Source organism: Providencia sp. 6390 (genome assembly GCF_058148425.1).
The window spans coordinates 1-22,569 of record NZ_JBYVYL010000001.1; the positions used below are offsets into that span (position 1 = coordinate 1).

The window sequence follows — 22,569 nt, forward strand, 5'->3', positions numbered from 1 at the left end:
GAATAATGAGCTACAAGCGATTAAGCTCCAAGCCTCATTAACTGCGCAAACGGCGCAAGTTGAACAGAAGAAGACATTAGAGTCTGAGTTGAAAGCGGTACAGCAGCAATTACAAGTTCAAAAATCTGAACTTGAAAAGCAAAATAAAGAACGTGAGCAGCAAGTTAAACGTCTTGAAAGTGATGTTGACAGTAAAGCGAAGCAAACTGCTGAATCAGACAAGCAGTTAGTTGAAGCGAATAAGCTAATCAGCGCATTGAAACTTGACGCAGACAAATTAACTTCAGTAAATGCGCAATATAAAGCACAAAGTGCTGAGCTAGAGCAGTTGAAGAAGCAATTAGCGGATAATACTAAGTTACAGCAAGAGCTAACGCTTGCAAAAGAACAGTTGAAAAAACTCCAAACTGAGCTAGAAAAACAAAAATCAGTAATGCCTGATGAAGCATTGAAATCGCAGATTATGGATCTCAATAAAAAGATCATGCAACTGCAAGAAGAGAATGACAAGTTAAAAGCGAAGCCAGCGGTATCTTCAAGTGGGCCAATTTCAGTCAAACCATCGGTAAAACAGCCGACAGAAAAAGAACTGAATGTGATAGCTCAAGAGAATGATAAACGTAATCAGAAGATAATTGCTGAAATCACTCAGCAAAAATACAGTAAGTTAGATAGCTTTACTTACTATAAAATATTGCAAAAAGGTAAACCGATTGCGAATGTGAAAAATAAAAACATCACATTTATCATGAGAGAACAGCTAACAGATGGAACGGTGACCGTAATGTATACCGATAAAAACCCTGTTACATTGCCTTATAGCGAGTTACCTGTACCACTTAACTCATTTATTGAGAAAGCAGGTGAAGGTGGAATGGTTAAAGTTTATATTAAGCCTGAAGGTGGTTATGGCGTAAAAGGCATACCAGGACAAATCCCACCTAACTCAATGTCAATTATTGATCTGAAAATTATCAGTGCAAAATAATTAGCGATATCAGAAAAGGCTGTTTACTAAATTAAGTAAGCAGCCTTTTTCTTTTATATTAGTCCACTTTAAATTGTAGCTGTTTACATTGAGGTATAGGGACTATGTTTAATCACTTCTAGTGAGCTGCTTGCTTGTCGCCTATTTATATGATTATGGATTATTGTTTTTAGAACTCGCTTGAGGTTGTTCAAAAGGGGATTTTGTCAGTGAAGAGAATGGTCGGTTAGTAGAGCTATCGTGGAGGGAGTTGCCTTTCTGCCAGTATATAGAGATTATAACTGACAGGGCATGTGTCGCTTTAGCTAATTTAAGACTATCTCATTAGTGAGATGGCGCTCGAGATTTACTCGGCGTGTAACCAAAACGCTTACGATAGCTTTGTGTAAAATAGGATTGGCTAGAAAAACCTGCTTCCATTGAAATTTCGACAATACTCATCTGTGTATTCACCAATAATTGATGTGCATACATAATTCTTTTTTCGCTGATCCATGAACGAGGTGACGTTGAATAAACGTTGTTAAATAATTCTTTAAAAGTCGTTAGTCCCATCCCAAATGTTTTTGCAAACTCAGTAAGCTTCCATTCTTTTAGGAAATTATTCTCCATAAAGTTTTGCAAACGTTCCGCTTGGCGATTACTGAGCTGTCTTAAACTGGACAATAGCTGGGAACCTTGGTCACTATAAGAGAGCAATAACAAGAATTCTGAAATGCGTAATGTCACCATTAGACGAGGGTACTGCTCATTGACGATGGCTTTAAAGCTATTTTTTAGTTCATCAATAATTGCTGAAGTAGTAAACCGAATAACATCATGACTACTATTATCAGTCCGTTCAATTTCACTGAGGTGGCTACCATACAGGTTAATAAATTCACGTAAGAAATCATCTTCTAATGAAACCCACAGAAATTCACATTCGGATTCATTATTGGGGATCTGCAATGCGTAAGAACCTTGTTTATGATAAAGAATATCGCCTGCATGTAATGCTTCTATTGCAGTAGGGCTTTCCCATATGAGTGTGCCACGTTTAATAATGATCAACCCTTTAGTCGGCTGCTCAATAATAGAATGCGGGTTCCCTTTATTAATAACCATCCTTTTTATACGTCGATTAGTTACATTGTAATCATTTTGCATAATGTGTTCCAAATGTTAATTTTCATCACTTAAATGTTGAATGTTTTCATCAAAAGTTACTATTAAATGCTTTTAAGGTATAAATATAAGAAATATAAATTCATCTTTATTTGATTTATTAAAATTATATAAAGCAGCTTTTTTTGTGTCACAATTTAATTCTAAATATTAATAAATGTTTCCAAATTGAATGAAACAGCATTAATGACTTTAATTTGTATTTTTATTAATCAATTTTATTGCTTTTATTTTATGATTTTCTATTTTTTTGGGGTTTATGGGGTGTAAATCTCGGGGGTTATACTTTTGTGGTATAAAATAGGTTTGAATATAATTACGCTATTGGAGTGTTTTTTGATCTAGACGCGGAAACTAATCATTTTCAGTATATTAGTGAAAAATTTAGGTATGGCTTTTGTTGTGGTTAATATCGGAAAAAATACCATTTATTAAAAATATTAATGTTTTAAATTGTTAGCTATGTTATTAATTAAAAGTATTTATCGTAATGATTTATTGTATGTATTAAGGTGGCTATAAATTGCAAATTATGAGACATACATCTTATTTATTGTGCGCATTTACCTTAATTATCATTTCTCATGGATAAATAAACATAGATTTTAATTATTAGTTATAATGGGGTACTAATTTTTAGAAATACGTCGTTCTATCATTGGGGCTGTATGGCAACTGTACTCGCAATAAGACATTTCATTACACATACTAGATAAACTAACAATCTGATATTGACTAAAACCAATAAATGAATGAGTAAAAATTAATACAGCCTCAACAATATAGTGAATGAATATTTTAAATGTTGCTTAATGGTTAGCCATTAGGCAAAGTGATTATTGTGCGAATCTATTCATCTTTTGGTCGTATTCTACGTTGTCTTTGAGGAAGCTCAGGTAGTGGCTTTCTGTCATCCAATAAATGGCGTATTGCTAATATAGGATGGCGAAACAACATTTTAGGGCCGGACCAGCGCATAACAATTTTCATTTGCTCACGCATTTTAGGCTGATAACAGTGTACAGGGCATTGCTTGCAGGCAGGCTTGTTTTCCCCATACCGACATTTTTCAAGTCGGTTAATTGCGTATTTATACAATTGTTGGTATTGGTCAGGGAAATCTGTGGTTGCAGGGTGCGATTTCTCATAGATTAGTATCATCTTTTCTATAGTTTTAATTTCTCTCTGAATTCGTTTCCCTGCCATTTTGCTGTCTCAATAAAAAAACATATAAGATGTATTTAATATATAACTTATTGCCAAGGATAGGAAGTACTGATTTAGGTGACTATATTCGTCAAATGTAAAATGGCATAAGTAGAAACTTATGCCATGATAACGAAAGTGTTATTAGCCTAGATAAACCCCTGATATATACTCGTCATACTTCAAGTTACAGCGCTTTACGTTGAGGTATGGTGACTACGCTCATTCGCACCAGTCACATCGTTTTCTATGTTCCTAGCAACTCATTCACTTGTCGCCTAGCTGCACCTCGAATTATTTAGAGTATATGATGCGATGTATTTTTCTAATGAATCAGTAATACAACAAGAGAATTATGTAAACAGGCGGTTACCTAGTAAGTTTATTGTTAACCTTTACTCACTGACTGCATTATTTTTTGCATTTCATCTTTTATATGTAATTTTTCTTTTTTCAGCTTAACGACTTGCTCATTATAGCCAGCGCCTGATGGGCCTTCTAGCTTACTGATTTCTTTATCGAGCTGATGGTGTTTTTCATAAAGGTTTTGAAAACGGGGGTGTGTGGACACTAACTTTGAAACTAAATCTTGATCTGTAGATAACATACTACCTCCTCAGAATGTATTAAGCCTCAATATCAGTATAAGTCTTGCTTATAATTTGTGCATTAGAACGAAATAGAATTTACATATTTTTTATCTGATTTATGATCACTGTACTAAAATTAGTCATAATGACTTAACTTTAAAGAGTTATATTGAGTGTTTTTACTTAATTTTGAAATTAAGAATTATCCATGATGTAAAAGGCAGTGTTTTTAACTTATTCTATAGCAACTTATTTCTTTTTTTGATTAACTTTATTGCACTTAATAGGATTTTATAATGAAAAGAGCGATTTTGTCTGTTATGGCTGTAGCATTGGTTTCTTCTTGCGCAATGGCAACTGGAGAATTGGAAAAGATCGCACCTTATCCTAAAGCTGATAAAGGTATGACTCGTCATGTAATCCAATTGACTCAAAAGCCGAATGAAGAAAATTTCCAAGTTGAGCTGGTGATTGGTAAAACAATTAAAGCAGATTGTAACCGTCAGTGGTTTATGGGGGAACTCGAAGAGAAAACGCTAGAAGGATGGGGCTACAACTATTATAAGCTGGAAGATGTTAAAGGGCCTGCATCAACGATGATGGGGTGTTCAGAACCCGCAAAAGATCGCTTTGTGACCACTCACTTGGGGGATGAAGCATTTGTCCGCTATAACAGCAAATTACCAATCGTCGTTTATGCACCAAAAGATATGGATGTAAAATATCGTATTTGGTCAACTGACGATCAACTACAGAATTCTGTAACAAAGTAATAAGATTATAACCACCCGCTATGCGGGTGGTTATGAATAGCTAATTATCTGATCACCAATACAGATGTTTTAGCATGGCGCACAATCGTTGAGGCTGTTGAGCCTAATAAATAAGTTGATGTGCTTGGGCGATGTGAGCCAATCACGATTAAACTTGCATTAATGTCATCAGCATAGCTGAGAATTTCATCTTTTGCCGAACCAATCCCTACTTTGCAGATAATCTTATCGTCTGGAACCTGAATATCCTTGATGACATCTTCTAAAGCCCTTAGAGCCAAAGCTGAACGCTCTGCTGAGTTTTTATGGCTTTCAGGTAGGATAGTGACTTCAATTCCAAAAAACAGCTCCGCACTTGGAATGACTGATAGAAAATGAATTTCAGGGGAGCCTAATTTTGCGAGTTCTTCAACATGTTTGATGATTTGTGGATTAAGAGTGTCTTCTAATAGGTCAATAGGGACTAAAATTTTATTATGCATAACCACCTCATTAATATGTGAATTTGAATCAGTATATCAGCAATAAGCAAATTTATCATAGGGGTTTACTATTTTGAAAACGTATCTAATCAAAATAAGAATTAATCTTTTTCTGTTATTCTAATCAATATCAAATTATAAAAAATAATCATTATCAGTTAACATAATAATCTACAATTAAATAACAAGACTTTTCTTTTATATTGTGACATCATTCATTTTGTTTTTGTAATTTATTGATTTTTAAAGTTTATTTAAATGATAATTGTTTTGCTTTTCATTAAGAATATATACTATGGATAAAAATAACCTATCAAATACAACAAGTAATGAGCTTAGCCTGCAAGAAGAAAAGTTCCATGCTGCCAAAAAAAGCACTTTAATTAGTGTGATTGTTAATTTAGCTCTTTCGATATGGCAGATTATTATTGGGGTTATCTCACATTCTCAGGGCTTAATTGCCGATGGTATTCATACACTGTCTGATCTTATTGCTGATTTTGTAGTTTTAATTGCCAACAAAAAAAGCCATAAGAAGCCAGATGAAGATCACCCTTATGGACATTTTCGTTATGAAAATGGTGCATCCTTAATTTTAGGGATTATTTTATTAATTGTTGGCGTTGGCATGGTGTGGTCCGCAATCCAAAAAATGCTCAATCCTGAACTCATTCAGGAAGTTCATTTTATTGCATTAGTGGCAGCACTGATTGCACTAGTAGCAAAAGAAGGATTATTCCGTTATATGCTACGGGTGGCAAATAGGGTCAATTCAAGCATGCTGGTGGCTAATGCATGGCATGCACGTTCTGATGCTGCTTCTTCGTTAGTGGTTGCGATCGGTATTATTGGTAGTTTATGTGGATTTAAGATATTTGACCCTATTGCTGCGTTAATTGTAGGAACATTTGTGTTCCGTATGGGGTATAAATTTACTCATCAGTCAATGCAAGACCTCATGGATAAAGGGGCTGATGAAGAAACACTACAAGAAATTCGTAATGTGCTGGAGAATATTGAAGGTATAAAAGGTTTCCATGATTTGAAAACTCGTAAATCAGGCGATTTTTATTTAGTTGATGTACACCTCGAAGTTGACGGTGATATGTCGATTATGAAGGGGCATGATATTGCAGTGAATGTTCGAGATAAATTGATGGAAAATCCACAAATCCTCGATGTGATGACGCATTTAGATCCATACGATGAAGAATGCCTTCACTAAAATAGTTACCTTTCCATAATGACGGCCAGAAGTTTACGGATTTCTGGTCGTTTTATTTTTATCTTCTAACTCAGACAAGCTGATTGGGTATTTGTGTAAACGTTTACACTAACGCGAAGCCGATCACAGATTGTTATGTTGTCTCGTTGCTATACTCCTCAAAGTCGATTTTGCCATTCAAATTTACTAAGGGGTAAATAATGCAACAAACAAAAGTGCTGGTAACAGGCGGGATGGGGTACATTGGTAGCCACACCTGTGTGCAAATGATCCATGCAGGGTTTACCCCAATCATCATTGATAATCTCTGTAACGCCAAAACAGAAGTACTTAACCGTATTGAGAAGCTAACAGGCCATCGACCTGTTTTTTATCAAGGTGATGTGCGTGATGAAGCATTACTCGATAGTATTTTTGTTGAACATAAAATTAATGCAGTAATCCATTTCGCAGGCTTAAAAGCGGTGGGGGAATCAGTAGAAAAACCGATTGAATATTATGATGTGAACGTGAACGGCACATTAGTTCTAATCAGATGCATGCAGCGGGCTGACGTTTCGCGCATTATTTTTAGCTCTTCTGCGACTGTTTATGGTGAACCTAGCGCTGTACCTATCACTGAAACTTTCCCTACTGGCAATACGCAAAGCCCCTATGGTACGAGTAAATACATGGTAGAGCGTTGCTTATCTGACTTATTTATCTCGCAACCTAATTGGTCTGTGACATTGTTGCGTTATTTCAACCCTGTAGGTGCTCACCCATCAGGTGCTATGGGGGAAGATCCTCAAGGAATACCGAACAATTTGACTCCTTATATTGCACAAGTTGCTGTTGGCCGTCGTGAAAAACTGTCTATTTATGGAAACGATTACCCTACTGTGGATGGTACGGGTGTACGTGATTATATTCATGTGATGGATTTAGCGGATGGACATGTTGCAGCGCTTAAATCTGTTAGTCCAAAAACTGGGCTGCACATCTATAACCTTGGCACAGGTAAAGGAAGCAGTGTGCTTGAGGTTTTACATGCATTCGAACAGGCGGTTGGAAGAGCGATCCCGTATGAAATGATGCCTCGCCGGTCAGGTGATATTGCTGAGTATTGGTCAACTTCAGAGAAAGCACAACGTGAGTTAGGTTGGCAAGCGATACGCTCGATTGATGATATGGCGATTGATTCATGGCGTTGGCAATCAAATAACCCGAACGGTTATGAAACACGATGATCGGAGATAATGCTATGAATAAAATTCAATTTAACCCTTCAGATTGCCCTCATCGTCGCTATAACCCGTTGACGGGGCAATGGGTGTTAGTATCGCCGCATCGTGCTAAACGCCCTTGGAGTGGGCAAGATGAAAAGCCAGAAATCAAACAGCTACCTAGCTATGACGAACACTGTTTTCTTTGTCCTACTAACCATCGTGTATCAGGCGATATTAACCCTGATTATCAGGGAACATATGTTTTCCAAAATGATTATTCTGCACTATTGCCTGACGTATGTGAGCAGCCTGAAAAACAGTCTGCATTATTTCAGACACAAGCGGTCAGTGGGCTAAGCCGTGTGATCTGTTTTTCGCCTGATCACAGCAAAACATTGCCTGAATTATCGACACAACAAATTGGGTTAGTTATCGATACTTGGCAGCAACAGATTGATGAGCTTAGCCAGGATTTTCTTTGGGTACAAATTTTTGAGAACAAAGGTGAAGTGATGGGCTGTTCACAGCCACATCCACATGGGCAGATTTGGGCTAGTGATTTTTTACCAAATGAAATTGCCCGCAAAGATCAACATTTACGTCAATATTATCAGCAATATGGCAGTAATCTACTGTTGGATTATGCACAAGCTGAATTAAATGATGGCTCAAGAACAGTCGTTGAAACAGAACATTGGCTTGCGGTTGTGCCTTATTGGGCTGCTTGGCCATTTGAAACCATGCTGATGCCAAAAGCGCATATCAGGCGTATGGGGGAGATGAATGCAGCTATTCGCGCCGACCTCAGTATTGCGTTGAAAAAGTTAACTTGTCGTTACGATAATTTATTTAACTGTGCATTTCCTTATTCAATGGGTTGGCACTTTGCGCCATTTTTTGCTGATGAACAAAATGTAGATCATTGGCAGCTTCACGCATTGTTTTATCCACCTCTACTACGCTCTGCAACGGTTAAAAAGTTTATGGTTGGCTATGAAATGCTAGCAGAAACTCAACGTGACCTAACACCTGAACAAGCCGCAGAAAAGTTACGTGCAGTGAGTGATATTCACTACAAGCACACGGGCGAATAAATTCATTTTATCGAGAGATTGTTTTATGAACAATAATGAAATTCTTCAACAAAAAGTCACTGACGCCTTTATTCAAAGCTTTGGTGATCAACCTGAGATCTATGTTCAAGCACCAGGGCGCGTCAATATTATTGGTGAACATACTGATTATAACGATGGCTTTGTTTTACCTTGTGCAATTGATTACCAAACAATAACGGCAGCAAAAAAAAGACATGACCAGCTAGTTCGTATTGTTGCTGCTGATTATGATAATGATGTCGATGAATTTAGCCTCAACAGTGAAATTCAATTCTTGCCAGAAAAAATGTGGGCAAATTATGTTCGCGGTGTGGTGAAATTTTTACTGGCAAGAGGCTATCAATTTTCTGGATGTGATATTGCTGTTAGCGGTAATGTTCCTCAAGGGGCAGGTCTGAGCTCTTCCGCATCATTAGAAGTTGTGATTGGTCAAACGATCAAGGCGCTATATCAATTAGATATTAGTCAGCAAGAAATTGCCTTGAATGGGCAGCAAGCAGAAAACCAATTTGTTGGTTGTAATTGCGGCATTATGGATCAACTCATTTCAGCTTGTGGTGATGAAGGACACGCCTTATTAATTGATTGCCGTAGCCTAGAATTAGCCCCAATTTCCATTCCTGATGATCTTGTTGTTATGATCATCAATTCAAACAAAAAGCGTGGTTTAGTGGATAGTGAGTATAATATTCGCCGTCAGCAATGTGAAAGTGCCGCTCAACAGTTTGGTGTTAAGGCGTTACGTGATGTCACAATGGCGCAGTTTGAGCAAAAACAGCATGAACTGCCGCCGCTAGTGGCGAAGCGTGCTAAGCACGTTATCAGTGAAAATGATCGAACACTTGCAGCAGCAAAAGCGTTAACAGAAAATAACTTGCCGCAGCTTAGTGTGTTGATGGAACAATCCCATATTTCTATGCGTGATGATTTTGAAATTACGGTCAGAGAGATTGATACTTTGGTTGATATTGTAAAATCAGTACTCGGTGAGCGAGGCGGTGTACGCATGACTGGTGGTGGTTTTGGTGGCTGTATTGTTGCGCTGATGAAACAGCAACTGGTTGAATCAGTGGTGAAAGCCGTTGAACAACAATATTCAGCTTTAACAGGTTTAACAGCTGATATTTATGTTTGCCAGCCAAGTGATGGGGCTGGTGTGATTAACAAAGCATCAAAGTAGGGAGATTAATATGCAGTTATCAAAAGACCAAGGATATGTTGCACGCGCCTCAAAAGTGATCGCGCTCACCAACAGCAACGGGATGAAAATTTTGCTGTCTACCTTGGGGGCTAGCTGGATTAGCTGCATATTGCCTATGCCTAATGGCAAACGTGATGTTTTGCTTGGTTCGCCAAATATGGCGGCGCAGATGGATCAAGGTGTTTATTTAGGTGCAACGGTTGGACGAGTGGCTAATCGTATTGCCAATGGGCGTTTTAGTTTAGCGGGCCGCCAATATACAGTGACAGCAAACCAAGGTGAACACTGTTTGCATGGTGGGCAAGATAACTTTAGTTATCGTGTTTGGCGAGTGACTCAGGTGAATCCGCAAGAGGCCATTTTTTCATTAACTTCAGAGGAGGGTGATCAGGGCTTCCCTGGTGAATTACAAGCTGAAGTTCGCTATATCCTAACTGATGAAAACAAAGTGGTTATTGCTTACCGTACCCAAGTCAGTGAGTTGTGCCCTGTGAATTTAACTAATCACGCTTATTTTAATTTAGCTGGTGAGGATTCAGCTAAAACGGCATTAGAGCATGATTTACAGCTGACGGCGACACACTATTTACCGACTGACAAAAGTGGCATTCCAACTGGAGAATGGCGCGATGTTAGTGACACTTTTTTTGATTTTCGCTGTAAAAAACGGATTGGATATGATTTTTTACAGGATGATGATCAAAAAGCGGCTGGTGGCTATGATCATGCGATGATATTGGATCCTGAGCTGACAGATGGTGAAAAAACAGTTGCTTCCGTCTTTTCACCCGATGGCGATGTCAGAATGGATATTGCGACAACCATGCCATCGATGCAGATTTATACAGGAAACTATCTGATTTCAGTGCCGGGCAAGTCGCGTTATTACACACCATTCTCTGGTGTGGCATTTGAAACTCAGTTTCCACCTGATGCGGTCAACCACCCTGAATGGGGGGAGCAATACAGTGGTATTTCTCAACCAAATCAAGCCCATTATCAGCTAACTAGCTATCAATTTATTTTTTGATCTTAACCTATTGTTAATATATTTGGCGGATACACATAGAGGGAACGAATGGCGACAATTAAAGATGTAGCGAAAGAAGCTGGTGTGTCGGTGGCGACAGTCTCTCGAGTGATTAATCAATCACCTAAAGCGAGCAAAGCTTCAATTGCCTCAGTGAAAAGCGCCATGGATAAACTCGGTTATCGGCCAAATGCTGCAGCGCGAGCGCTGGTTAGCCAAAGTAGTAATACTATCGGCGTATTGGTGAATGACGTTTCTGATCCTTTCTTTGGGACTATGGTCAAAGCGGTAGATGGTGTTGCCCATAAAAATGGTAAACATATTTTAATTTGTAATGGATACCACACCGCACAGGAAGAGCGTCAATCCATTGAGCTATTGATTAATAATCGTTGTGATGGGTTAGTGATCCACTCCAAAGCGTTATCTGATGAAGAGCTAATTGAGTTTGCAGAAGAAGTCCCCAGTATGGTGCTTATCAATCGGCATATTGATGCGATTGCTGACCGTTGCATTTCGCTAAATAACTATAAAGGCGCTTATATTGCTACTGAGCATTTGATTCGTCATGGTCATACCAAAATTGCTTATATTTCCTCAAATCATAATATTGAGGATGTCGAACAGCGATTACAGGGGTATCGTGATGCGTTGAAACAGCATGCTATTACCTTGCCAGAAAGTTATGTTGAGTATGGTGTGCCTTATGGGGAAGGCGGTGAGCAAGCAATGACTAATTTGCTCACTAAGTCGTTAGAGATCACTGCTGTGGTTGGTTATAACGATTTTATGGCTGCGGGGGCGATTGCTGTTCTTGATGAAAATAATATTCAATCACCTGAGCAAATTTCTGTAATCGGTTTTGATGATGGGTTAATTGCACGTTATATTCACCCGCGTTTAACCACTATTCGCTATCCCATTCAGATGATGGCAGAAACCGCGACTGAGTTAGCATTAGCTCTCGCTGGCCAAGAGCCGACTAAGGTGAAAGGCTCTGTCTACTCACCAACGCTAGTGCAACGCAATTCTGTTCGGTCATTAAAATAATTATTGGGAGCTATTTGGCCCCCAATAGTCATTAAATCACCCACAAATCAATAAATTCGCTGACAGGCATGGCTTCAAGCAGTGGCTTATCTAATGAAGCTGAAAGAATACGTAATTGCTGCGTTTGCGGAAACTGCCGAGCAAGGTTGGTGCGGTATTTTTTGAGTAACAGGGGGATACCTTCTTTGCGGCGACGTTTGTGACCTACTGGATATTCGATCAGAACCTCATCTAGCACCATACCATCTTTTAATTTAATGGTTACACCGTTAGCAATTGAACGTTTTTCAGGATCGTGATAGTCCTGCGTAAAACTCGTTTCTTCACGGCAAATAATCTTGTCGCGTAATAGGTCGATACGTGGATCATGAGCAATGCTATCTTCATAATCAGCAGCGGTTAAGCGACCAAAAATTAATGGTACGGCAACCATGTATTGAATGCAGTGATCGCGATCAGCTGGGTTATTGAGAGGTCCTTGTTTATCGATAATGCGTACACAAGCTTCGTGAGTACGAATGGAAACACTTTCGATATCTTCTGAGCTTTTGCCCAATGATGTTAATTTTTCATGTAATTGTAGCGCGGCCTCAACCGCTGTTTGCGCATGAAATTCGGCAGGGAATGAAATCTTAAATAACACATTCTCCATTACATAAGAGCCATAGGAGCGTTGGAAACGAAATTCTTGACCGTTAAACAAGGTATCGTAGAAGCCCCAAGTTTTTGCAGTCAATGCTGTTGGGTAACCCATTTCTCCTTTTTGCGCCATTAGCGCTAAACGTACTGCTCTTGATGTTGCATCGCCAGCAGCCCACGACTTACGAGAGCCTGTATTTGGGGCATGCCGATAAGTACGCAAGCTGTGCCCATCAACCCAAGCTAGTGATACTGCATTTAAGATTTCTTCACGATTAAGCCCTAGCATGTGTGCGACAACGGCGGTTGAGGCGACTTTAACTAAAATCACATGGTCTAGTCCGACTTTATTGAAAGCATTTTCTAATGCAATGCAGCCTTGAATTTCATGTGCTTTGATCATAGCAGTGAGTACATGTTTTATGGTAATCGGTGTTTTACCTTTTGCAATGGCTGTGCGTGATAGCCAATCAGCGACGGCTAAGATCCCCCCTAAGTTATCGGAAGGATGGCCCCATTCAGCGGCGAGCCATGTATCATTAAAATCGAGCCATCGGATCATTGCACCTATATTGAATGCAGCCTGAATGGGATCAAGTTGGAATTGAGTGCCCGGAACTTTTGCACCATTGGGAACAACGGTTCCTTGGATGATTGGTCCTAACAGCTTTTTACACGCAGGGTATTCAAGTGATTCCATACCGCAGCCTAGGGTATCTAAAAAGCAGTAGTAGGCAGTTTCATAAGCTAAGTCAGAAATAATGGGATACTCAGTGACGTAATCAACGATATCACTAATAACTTTATCAAACTCTTGATGTACAGGGGTAATGGTGGTCATTGATATTATCCTTATGAGCGCTGTTCCATGCGGGTAAATAGTTTATTTTCTGGACCCACATAATTGGCGGATGGGCGAATGATTTTATTGTCTTGACGCTGTTCAATGATATGGGCAGACCAGCCCGCAGTGCGTGCCATAACAAACAGTGGGGTAAACATGGCGGTTGGCACCCCCATCAAATGGTAAGTTACTGCTGAAAACCAATCTAAATTGGGAAACATATTTTTTTCGCGTTTCATGATCAATTCTAAATGGTGGGCGATATCATACAGCTGGCGATTTAGGCTCTGTTCTGATAATTGCAGGGCAACGGATTTGATAATGGGATGGCGAGGATCAGCAATAGTGTACACGGGGTGACCAAAGCCAATGATCACTTCTGATTTTCCAAGTCGCTGGATAATGTCTTGTTCGGCTTCTTCAGTGGAGGTGTAGCGTTGTTGAATTTCCAGCGAAACTTCATTCGCACCACCATGTTTAGGACCTCGTAAGGCTGCAATGGCTCCGGTGATTGCAGAATAAAAATCAGTGCCAGTACCTGCAATCACGCGAGCGGCAAAAGTAGAGGCATTGAATTCATGTTCAGCATATAAAATTGAGGCAATATGCATAAAGCGTTCCCACTGTGCTGGTGGTTTTTTGCCATGCAGTAAATGTAAAAAATGTGCACCAATAGAATCATCATCTGTTTCCGTTTCAATACGGCGACCATGATGGCTAAAGTGATACCAATACAGCAACATTGAACCGAGAGAAGCTAATAACCTATCTGCAATTTCTTTTGCGCCAGCTAAGGTGTGAGATTCTTTTTCGGGAAGAACACAACCCATAACCGAAACGCCAGTTCTCATGACATCCATCGGGTGTGCATTGGCAGGAATCGACTCTAAGGTCTGTTTAACACTGGCAGGCAGACCTCTAAGCGCTTTTAGCTTTTCTTTATAGGCTGTTAGCTCTGAGCTGGTTGGTAATTTTTCATGGATCAGTAGATAGGCGACTTCTTCAAACTGACATTGAGTGGCTAAGTCGTGAATATCATAGCCACGGTAGTGCAAGTCATTGCCGTTTTTACCAACAGTACAAAGTGCGGTATTACCTGCGGTGATACCTGATAATGCAACGGATTTTTTAGGTTTAAATTGAGTGTTTCCAGTCGTCGTAAGTTGTTCATTCATCGGAGTATCCTTTGTAGGGGGACAACTTGTTTCATGGGTATTATTTTTGTTGTGAAAATAGCGCGTCTAACTTTTGTTCATAATCATAGTAATTAATGCTTTGATAGAGTTCGTCACGAGTTTGCATCAGTGGAACGACATTTCGTTGTGTACCTTCTTTGCGCAGAGTGCTGTACACCTGCTCAGCGGCTTTGTTCATCGCCCTAAAGGCAGAGAGTGGATAAAGAGCAATCGCAATACCAACACTACGCAATTCATCAAGGGTAAACAGAGGCGTTTGACCAAACTCAGTAAGGTTGGCAAGAACTGGCACTTTAGTTTGATCGACAAACTGTTGGTACATATTTAACTGAGTGATCGCTTCAGGAAATAGCATGTCTGCACCGGCCTCAATGTAGGCATGTGCCCTCTCTAGTGCGGCTTCTAAACCCTCAACGGCTAAAGCATCAGTACGCGCCATAATCACAAAATTTTCATCATTACGTGCATCAACCGCAGCCTTTATGCGATCGACCATCTCTTGAGTCGAAACAATTTCTTTATTGGGTCGATGACCGCAACGTTTAGCGCCAACCTGATCTTCCAAGTGCAAACCCGCAGCGCCAGCTTTGGCAATAGATTTAACCGTACGTGCCACATTAAATGCGGAAGGGCCAAAACCAATATCAGCATCCACCATTAAGGGTAGCTCACAAACATCCGTAATGCGCCGAATATCAATTAGAACATCTTCTAGTGTGGAAATACCTAGATCAGGCAAGCCTAATGAGCCTGCCGCTACGCCGCCCCCTGACAAATAGATGGCTTTATAACCTGCACGTTGTGCAAGCAGTGCATGGTTAGCATTGATAGTACCGACTAGTTGTAAAGGGGTTTCACTACTCAGTGCCTGACGAAATGCTTGACCAGCAGAAATAGATGACATAATAACCTCTCACCATTGTTATTAAATAGATAGCAAAATGTAGCGTGAATTAATGAGATTATTTACAGCAAGTATCGTGCCATAAATAAAAAATAGCTTGGGAATTATTAAAATCCTTTAAAATCATTGTGATATATTCTTGTCTGCTTTTGTGACCTAACAAAGAGTTTTTAACAAAAGTGGATGAATGTTCCATTGAAATGATGATAGTGTTTCAGTGTGTTTCATTCGAAACAAAATGAACTGAAGAGGATGGTTTAATGCAAAAACCAATCATTTGGACAGTTTCAGTATCGCGATTATTTACTCTTTTTCGCGATATTAGCCCTGAGTTTAGTGCTCAGGCGGATATTACACCGCTGAATATTGGTTTTGAGCAAGCCGCCGCGGAAGTTCGAGAAAAGCTGAAAACAGGGCACTGTGATGCGATCATTAGCGCAGGATCGAATGGGGCTTATTTAAAAAGCCATGTTTCAGTACCTGTGATTATTGTGAAGGTCAGCGGTTTTGATGTGATGCAAGCTCTCGCTAAGGCAAGAGAAATTAGCCACAAAGTCGGTATTATTAATTATCAGAAAATCATTCCTTCACTCGATGAATTTCAAAAAAATTTTGGCTTGCGTATAGAACAACGCAGCTATATTACTGCTGAAGACGCGCGGGCACAGCTAAAATCACTCAAAGCAATGGGGATCACGGTTGTTGTAGGCGCTGGGTTAATTATGGATTTAGCCCAAGAGCTATCAATGACGGGGATCTTTATCTATTCAACTGAAACAATACGTCAAGCCTTTTATGATGCAATAGAGCTGAGCCGTATCTCCTACGATCAAAAAACAACACCTATCGGCTATTTACCTGAAAATAGCACTAAGGTTCGCCATACTATTAATGATTTAATCGGAGCATCACCACTGATGGAATCAGTTCGCCAATATATCATGCTATATGCACGTTCAGAGGCGACTGTACTGATCCAAGGCGAAAGTGGTACAGGTAAGGAAATGGTGGCTCAAGCGATACATCATGAATACTGCTTATTTAATCAACATAAAAGAAACAAAGCTCCGATGCCATTTGTTGCCGTCAACTGTGGTGCGATCCCTGAAAACTTACTTGAAGCTGAACTGTTTGGTTATGAAGAAGGCGCTTTTACGGGATCTCGGCGTGGTGGGCGAGCAGGTTTGTTTGAAATGGCAAATGGCGGGACGTTATTTTTAGATGAGATAGGTGAAATGCCACTGGTATTACAAACTCGATTATTAAGAGTATTAGAGGAGATGACCGTCGTACGCATTGGGGGCTACCGCCCATTACAAGTTAATGTGCGAGTGATCTGTGCGACACATTGTGATTTAGATAACTGGGTTAAAGAAGGGCGTTTTCGGGCCGATTTATTTTATCGACTAGGAGTTCTACGCATGCAAGTTCCTTCGTTATATCAGCGTGGTGAAGATATTTTTATGTTAGCAGAAAGACTGCTAAAACTGGCTTTTGCGGGGCTACAACAATCATTACCTGCTTTTCGTGTCCAGCAGTTATTCAGCTGTCATCAATTCTTCAGGTACTATTCATGGCCGGGTAATGTAAGGGAGTTACGTAACTTGATGGAGCGAGTCGCGTTGTTTTGCAGTGCTTACCCTGAAAAAGCCATTACTCAAGAATTATTAGAAAGCTTATCACCTGAACGCAGAATTGAAACCGATGACGTGACACAACTTAATCCTATTGGTGCTTCTTTAACAGAGGTGATGGATTATTTTAACGGTGATAGGCAAGCGATTGCTCAGTATTTAGGAATTAGTCGGACGACATTATGGCGCCGTTTAAAACAGGAAAAGAATGAAAGTTAGTTTTTTTGTATTTAATTAAAGATAAAAGATCTTCAATTTAAAAAATGAACAAAATTAATTATTGATCCTAATAACGGGAACACTAGAACCAAGACAACAGCATAATATTGTAAGAAACTATTTTTCATCACTCTTCTAATAAAGAAAAAATATTTTTTCTGTATAAAAAACGCTCTATTCATAATCATGAATATTTTTATTTAACTGATTGTTTTTAAATTATTTTATTGGGTTTTCCTGATTATTTTAACAAACTTCCTCTCGAAAAAAAACGTGATTTTTCTCACATAAATATTTTTGCTAGTGAGCATTAGTTTTTCTCATTTTAATTTAGTGAATTAAAGTTCTATATTGCCGGCAAATTAGTCTTATCTTTATTTTAATATCTGCACTAGTCGCCGGACTGAGTTGTTATTTTTTGCTTAGTGTTGCCGCATAGCCCCTCGATGAAGATGCAGCGCATTTAATTTTTTATTAGCGGGAGAGTAGGTCGTGAAACAGGCCTCGACAATAATGCGCAAACAAGACAGTACTTTTGTACCTGTCGCTGGTTTAACTATTTTTGCAATCGCTTCAGGGTATTTGATGAGCCTGATCCCATTATCAATGGGCGGCTTTAATATCGATACCAGCTACGCAGGTTGGCTTGCAAGTGCTTATTATATTGGCTTATTAATTGGTTCGATGATGATTGAGCCTGTGATAGCTAAGATAGGCCATCGCCTTTCATTTATTGCTTTTTTATTAATGCTTGCTACGACGGTAGTGGTTTTACCATGGACAGCAACCATCGGCGCTTGGCTACCAAACCGTTTAATTGCAGGTATTGCAGTTGCTGGGATTTTTGTTGTTGTCGAATCATGGTTACTGATTGGTGATAGCGCCAAAGAAAGAGCGAAACGTCTTAGTTTTTATATGACATCGTTATATGGTGGTACGACATTAGGTCAATTAGCGATTGGCGCAATTGGCACCCAAGGCGTCTATCCATTTATGGTGGTGTTAGGTTTATTATTAATGGCTGTTTTACCACCACTGCTGTTTCGCCAAGGGCAGCCTGCTTGTGATTCCCACAAAAAGTTGTCATTGAAAAAAATTACTCGTTTGAGTAAGCCTGCGATGATTGGCTGTATGACATCAGGTATTTTGATGGGAACAATTTATGGTTTAATGCCGTTATCACTTAAAAATGGCCCATTTACCACTCAACAAGTCGGTGTATTGATGGCGTCGATTATTTTAGGTGGCATGTTGATCCAGCCGGTGATAAGCAAACTATCAATTATAATGAGCAAAACACTGTTATTAGCGATGGTTTCATTGCTAGGGGTATTTGCTATGGGGATTATTTATCTCTCTGAAGATTACCTTGTGATGATTGTTGCGTTAGCGTTGTTAGGGATGTCATCTTTCGCACTGTATCCCATTGCGATCACTTTAGCCTGCGATAACCTTGATTCATCTTATATTGTCGCTGCGACACAAGTAATGTTATTTAGTTATAGCGTTGGTTCTGCGGTTGGCCCATTGGTTGCGGGAACGTTCTTAGAGCAACACAATGGTTTGGTTAGCTTCTTCTTTATTGTGTTAACGGTCACGACAATTTATATGTTGATTACTAGTGTGCGCCGTAAAGCAGGTGTGTTGGCTAACTAATTATTGGTAGTCAAAGAAAAGCCGTGTTGCTGATGAGGTAAACACGGCTTTTTTGCTTATAAAGGTTATTTTTTCTTGTTAGGGAAAGATACAGTGGCAAGTGCACCTTCTATTGCAATATTACCCTCTGCACTAGTAATGCGCTGTTCCCACATTTCACCAAGTCTAAAATCCCATGATAGTGGTTGAATTTCTGTACGACCTGCATTTGGCGCGAACGTGAGCTCACTAAAATATAGCTTTTGATCAGACATCAAGAAATCAGCACGGCAATAGTCAAATGGGCTCACAAGTCGCTGAGCTAGCCTGAGCATTTCTTGAAATAATGGTGGTTCAGCAACAGGCTCTAACATGTTTGGGTAGCCAAAGGTCATTGGCTGTAATTGCCATTGCGTATCATAGATATTGATAAACTCAGTGCCATGTTCATCGGTGTAGTCGATCTCTGCGTACGCAGGTTTACCCGCAAAGCAGTGGATACGGCATGTTTCAGGCACTAACTTTCTATTCTTATTCGCAAATAAATCAATATATTGCTCACAAATGATTTTGGCTTGAATATTTTTATAGTGTCGTTCTCGAGTAATATAATACAGGTTTTTTATTAAATGGAACCCAAGCTTGTCTTTAGCTTTTTGTAAATCAAACCGATTTTTATCCGTACAAATGATGCTACTACCACTATCATGGTTACATTTTAATACAAATCGCTCAGGTAATTTATCAATATTGATTTCATTGACATTATTATAAGCGGCTAAAATTGGTACTAAATATTGATCACCTATTTTTCGTGTAACATATTCACGTACAGCAAGCTTATCAGCTAACTGTGTATATAAAGGATTTCTATCATATATCATGCGGTGATTAACTTTTTCATTAAAACTTTTAGGTATATCAAAATTAGGAATATAACCTATCTTTTTCCTAAATTTATTAGTGAGATAGAGTTTATCACTGATGACTAAGGTGCGTAGCTTTTTGAGTAAATATTCGACTTTTTTCATATGAGTCGCCTAACCATTCTTTATGTTATTATTTAATAAATTTTGTACAGCTTAAAATTACTCAGGAATTATATTTGGCTAAACATAAATAGATATTAAATATGGAGGGTATTGTTAAGTTTTCTGATTTTCTGTTTTCTTATTAACACTTGACTTAAGTGATATATTAATTAAACGAATGATAAACAACCATTGTATTAATAAGTCAATTAAAACTGATATTTGTTTGTTTTTATATCAATATTCGCCAGTTTATTTTAGTTAAGCATAGAACAATCCTAATATTATCCTACGATAACAGTAAAAATCTAAGCAAACCTTAAGGGATTATTTAATTCTTATATTGTTAGTTGGCTAATTAATAGTCACTCATCTATATTTATTGATGTGAATTAATCAAACGTATGATGAGGTGTTTGCAGTGAAAGATAATCAACAATCCCAACCTGACTTATTACTGCTTGATATCGACAATCCTGCCATTGTTGGGTACCACAAGATCACGGGGCAAATGCATAATCTTATTGAAGGGCTTGGTGGTACGCCTGATGGTATTGCCGTTGATCCCGAAAGACGCTTAATCTACTGGAGCAATATGGGTGAGGATTATGCGGCAGATGATGGTTCTATCAATGTGGCCAACTTTGATGGCACAGGTTGGAAAGTGTTAGTTAATCAAGGCCGAATTCGTACACCAAAACAGTTGCAGCTTGATCAAATTAATCAGCGGTTATATTGGTGTGATAGAGAAGGTGGCAAAGTCTCATCCTGTAATACTGATGGCAGTGATTTACAAACACACATTGAGCGACCTAGAAATCATCAAGGTAATGTTGACATACTTGATCAGTGTGTAGGAATTACAGTTGACGTTGTGAATAACTGGTTGTATTGGACTCAAAAAGGTACACCAAAAGGTCACCAAGGTCGTTTATTTCGAGCGCCATTACGACCAACCACAAGTAATGATCCTGCCAATAGAAAAGATATTGAGTTATTGCTTGATAAATTACCTGAACCTATCGATCTGTTACTTGATCAGGAAGAACAGATCCTCTACTGGACAGACCGTGGTGGCGAACCAAACGGTAATAGCTTGAATAAGGCTGATATCACTAAACGTGGTTTGGTTAATTATCAAGTGATCTGCCGTGGCTTTAATGAAGCGATCGGTTTAACTTACGACAAGCCAGCTCAGTTAATGTATGTTGCCGATCTATTAGGTGGTTTATACCGTGTTGCCCTGAGCACAGGAGAAATTCAGAAGTTGTACCAAGGCAACGCATACACAGGGTTAACTCAGTATTCAGCAAAAAGCTAATGAGGCACTTCACCCATTTTACGTAAAAAACGGATCTGGGCATCAAGTAACTGCTGGTAGCTGATACAACGATAAGGCAGATTATACTGCTTAGCTAGCCGAGCAATAATAGTGGCTAAAGCAGGATAGTGGCGGTGATGCCAACCAGGAAATAAATGGTGGGTAAGGTGATAGTTCAGCCCACCAGTTAAACGCCATAACCATTTGGGTGAGGGTAGCCAATCGCAAGCGGTCACAAAATTGTGATGATACCAACCATGAGGCATTTGCTGGTTATCAGGAGCCTCAAAGAATTCCGTTTCAGCCCAATGAGTACCGAGCAGTAAATAAACGACAAATAAAGAAGCTATCATTTGGCTAGCCACATAAGTTAACAAGATAGTCATTATGCCGATGCCATGATGATGCGCGACCAATAATGGCAATCCAAGCATTAAGAGTAAATGGCAAATTTTACTCCCTAAAAACAGCGCCCAACCCAATTTACCTTCTAACACTTTGCGTGATTGCAGCGGCGTTTTTCCCGTTCTGTCTGACCAATCAAAAACTAAGGCAATCCATGTGAGAGAAAATGATGCGACGATTGGCCAATAAATGTGCTGATATCTCATCATTGGTCGCCAATTTTGAAAAGGCGTTTGCCTAAAAATACCATTTTCTTCGGTATCTAAATCGTAATGTTCAATATTGGCATAGCGATGATGAAAATAGACATGGCGTACTCGCCAAAATTCAGGTTCGAGACCTAGAGGTAATGTGACTAGGCGACCAAAAATACGATTTAACCACGTTTGCCTAAATAGGGTATTGTGGCAAGCATCGTGCTGGCCTAACACATTCAGTAGCATGATAAGTAATACAAAGCAGACATAGCCGGCAATATACACTATCGTTGAAGAGGTCAATAATGTGGGAACATAACACATCACAGCGATGACCATCATGCTAACAATAAGAAAAATATCTTTCTTACTTGCATAGACATGATCATTTCGACCATTAAGATAGCTGCGACTGGCTTGCTTTAATGCATCATGAAACGCTTGTTCATGCGCCTGTGTGAATTGCAATTCATTTAATTGTTGGCTCATTATTTATCTTTTTATTTGCA

The 22,569-nt window shown here is 39.2% G+C and carries 20 protein-coding genes; 11 read left to right on the forward strand and 9 right to left on the reverse strand.

Features of this window, described 5'->3' with window-relative positions; translation table 11 throughout:
* A partial coding sequence (locus AC3Z9T_RS00005; RefSeq protein ID WP_490124207.1) for an FKBP-type peptidyl-prolyl cis-trans isomerase occupies nt 1-988 on the forward strand: 988 nt, incomplete at its 5' end.
* Between the two features lie 324 nt (nt 989-1,312).
* On the opposite strand, the gene AC3Z9T_RS00010 is transcribed toward AC3Z9T_RS00005, so the two are convergent.
* The 3 genes from AC3Z9T_RS00010 to AC3Z9T_RS00020 all read right to left on the reverse strand — a co-directional run bounded on the left by AC3Z9T_RS00010 (nt 1,313) and on the right by AC3Z9T_RS00020 (nt 3,968).
* Nucleotides 1,313-2,137: a helix-turn-helix transcriptional regulator gene (locus AC3Z9T_RS00010; protein WP_490124208.1), complete on the reverse strand. Its 825-nt coding sequence runs from the start codon at nt 2,135-2,137 to the stop codon at nt 1,313-1,315.
* 867 nt (nt 2,138-3,004) lie between these two features.
* A complete protein-coding gene (locus tag AC3Z9T_RS00015; RefSeq protein WP_490124209.1) occupies nt 3,005-3,361 on the reverse strand; it encodes a nitrous oxide-stimulated promoter family protein in 357 nt (118 codons plus the stop codon).
* Between the two features lie 388 nt (nt 3,362-3,749).
* Nucleotides 3,750-3,968: a DUF465 domain-containing protein gene (locus AC3Z9T_RS00020; protein WP_490124210.1), complete on the reverse strand. Its 219-nt coding sequence runs from the start codon at nt 3,966-3,968 to the stop codon at nt 3,750-3,752.
* A gap of 279 nt (nt 3,969-4,247) precedes the next feature.
* Between AC3Z9T_RS00020 and eco the strand changes: the two genes are divergently transcribed.
* Complete coding sequence (gene eco / locus AC3Z9T_RS00025; protein ID WP_490124211.1) at nt 4,248-4,724, forward strand: serine protease inhibitor ecotin; 477 nt, start codon at nt 4,248-4,250, stop codon at nt 4,722-4,724.
* 44 nt (nt 4,725-4,768) lie between these two features.
* Here the strand turns inward: eco and AC3Z9T_RS00030 are convergent, their stop codons facing one another.
* Nucleotides 4,769-5,206 carry a universal stress protein gene (locus AC3Z9T_RS00030; protein ID WP_490124212.1) on the reverse strand — a complete coding sequence of 146 codons (438 nt, stop codon included), beginning with the start codon at nt 5,204-5,206 and terminating at the stop codon, nt 4,769-4,771.
* Nucleotides 5,207-5,501: 295 nt separating this feature from the next.
* Between AC3Z9T_RS00030 and AC3Z9T_RS00035 the strand changes: the two genes are divergently transcribed.
* The 6 genes from AC3Z9T_RS00035 (at nt 5,502) to AC3Z9T_RS00060 (ending at nt 12,035) form a co-directional block, all read left to right on the forward strand.
* Nucleotides 5,502-6,431, forward strand: a complete 930-nt coding sequence (locus tag AC3Z9T_RS00035) for a cation diffusion facilitator family transporter (RefSeq protein ID WP_490124213.1) — start codon at nt 5,502-5,504, stop codon at nt 6,429-6,431.
* 200 nt (nt 6,432-6,631) lie between these two features.
* Nucleotides 6,632-7,660, forward strand: a complete 1,029-nt coding sequence (gene galE, locus AC3Z9T_RS00040; RefSeq protein ID WP_490124214.1) for a UDP-glucose 4-epimerase GalE — start codon at nt 6,632-6,634, stop codon at nt 7,658-7,660.
* A gap of 14 nt (nt 7,661-7,674) precedes the next feature.
* The gene (locus tag AC3Z9T_RS00045; protein ID WP_490124215.1) at nt 7,675-8,733 is read left to right on the forward strand and encodes a UDP-glucose--hexose-1-phosphate uridylyltransferase; all 1,059 of its coding nucleotides are present in this window, start codon (nt 7,675-7,677) and stop codon (nt 8,731-8,733) included.
* 25 nt (nt 8,734-8,758) lie between these two features.
* On the forward strand, nt 8,759-9,934 hold the full coding sequence (gene galK, locus AC3Z9T_RS00050; RefSeq protein WP_490124216.1) for a galactokinase: 1,176 nt from the start codon (nt 8,759-8,761) through the stop codon (nt 9,932-9,934).
* A 10-nt stretch (nt 9,935-9,944) separates the two neighbouring features.
* Nucleotides 9,945-10,985 (forward strand): galactose-1-epimerase, encoded by a 1,041-nt coding sequence (galM, locus tag AC3Z9T_RS00055; RefSeq protein ID WP_490124217.1) that lies wholly within the window; start codon nt 9,945-9,947, stop codon nt 10,983-10,985.
* A 48-nt stretch (nt 10,986-11,033) separates the two neighbouring features.
* A complete protein-coding gene (locus AC3Z9T_RS00060) occupies nt 11,034-12,035 on the forward strand; it encodes a substrate-binding domain-containing protein (protein WP_490124218.1) in 1,002 nt (333 codons plus the stop codon).
* A 31-nt stretch (nt 12,036-12,066) separates the two neighbouring features.
* Here AC3Z9T_RS00060 and AC3Z9T_RS00065 read toward each other — a convergent pair whose 3' ends face one another.
* From AC3Z9T_RS00065 to prpB, 3 genes are read right to left on the reverse strand one after another with little or no spacing between them, the layout of a single operon-like run.
* Complete coding sequence (locus AC3Z9T_RS00065) at nt 12,067-13,515, reverse strand: bifunctional 2-methylcitrate dehydratase/aconitate hydratase (RefSeq protein WP_490124219.1); 1,449 nt, start codon at nt 13,513-13,515, stop codon at nt 12,067-12,069.
* An 11-nt stretch (nt 13,516-13,526) separates the two neighbouring features.
* A complete protein-coding gene (gene prpC / locus AC3Z9T_RS00070; RefSeq protein ID WP_490124220.1) occupies nt 13,527-14,693 on the reverse strand; it encodes a bifunctional 2-methylcitrate synthase/citrate synthase in 1,167 nt (388 codons plus the stop codon).
* 40 nt (nt 14,694-14,733) lie between these two features.
* Nucleotides 14,734-15,618 (reverse strand): methylisocitrate lyase, encoded by an 885-nt coding sequence (gene prpB / locus AC3Z9T_RS00075; protein ID WP_490124221.1) that lies wholly within the window; start codon nt 15,616-15,618, stop codon nt 14,734-14,736.
* A 260-nt stretch (nt 15,619-15,878) separates the two neighbouring features.
* Here prpB and prpR point away from each other — a divergent pair, with 260 nt between their 5' ends.
* Together prpR and AC3Z9T_RS00085 are read left to right on the forward strand one after the other, a co-directional pair.
* On the forward strand, nt 15,879-17,471 hold the full coding sequence (gene prpR, locus AC3Z9T_RS00080) for a propionate catabolism operon regulatory protein PrpR (RefSeq protein ID WP_490124222.1): 1,593 nt from the start codon (nt 15,879-15,881) through the stop codon (nt 17,469-17,471).
* Between the two features lie 513 nt (nt 17,472-17,984).
* Nucleotides 17,985-19,127 (forward strand): MFS transporter, encoded by a 1,143-nt coding sequence (locus tag AC3Z9T_RS00085; RefSeq protein ID WP_490125112.1) that lies wholly within the window; start codon nt 17,985-17,987, stop codon nt 19,125-19,127.
* A gap of 65 nt (nt 19,128-19,192) precedes the next feature.
* Here the strand turns inward: AC3Z9T_RS00085 and AC3Z9T_RS00090 are convergent, their stop codons facing one another.
* Nucleotides 19,193-20,137, reverse strand: coding sequence for an ATP-grasp fold amidoligase family protein (locus AC3Z9T_RS00090; RefSeq protein WP_490124223.1), 945 nt, complete (start codon nt 20,135-20,137; stop codon nt 19,193-19,195).
* Between the two features lie 421 nt (nt 20,138-20,558).
* Between AC3Z9T_RS00090 and AC3Z9T_RS00095 the strand changes: the two genes are divergently transcribed.
* Nucleotides 20,559-21,458, forward strand: a complete 900-nt coding sequence (locus AC3Z9T_RS00095) for a hypothetical protein (RefSeq protein WP_490124224.1) — start codon at nt 20,559-20,561, stop codon at nt 21,456-21,458.
* Here the strand turns inward: AC3Z9T_RS00095 and AC3Z9T_RS00100 are convergent.
* The gene (locus AC3Z9T_RS00100; RefSeq protein ID WP_490124225.1) at nt 21,455-22,549 is read right to left on the reverse strand and encodes a fatty acid desaturase family protein; all 1,095 of its coding nucleotides are present in this window, start codon (nt 22,547-22,549) and stop codon (nt 21,455-21,457) included. The two genes, AC3Z9T_RS00095 and AC3Z9T_RS00100, sit on opposite strands and share 4 nt — an antisense overlap.
* Between the last annotated feature and the right edge of the window lie 20 nt (nt 22,550-22,569).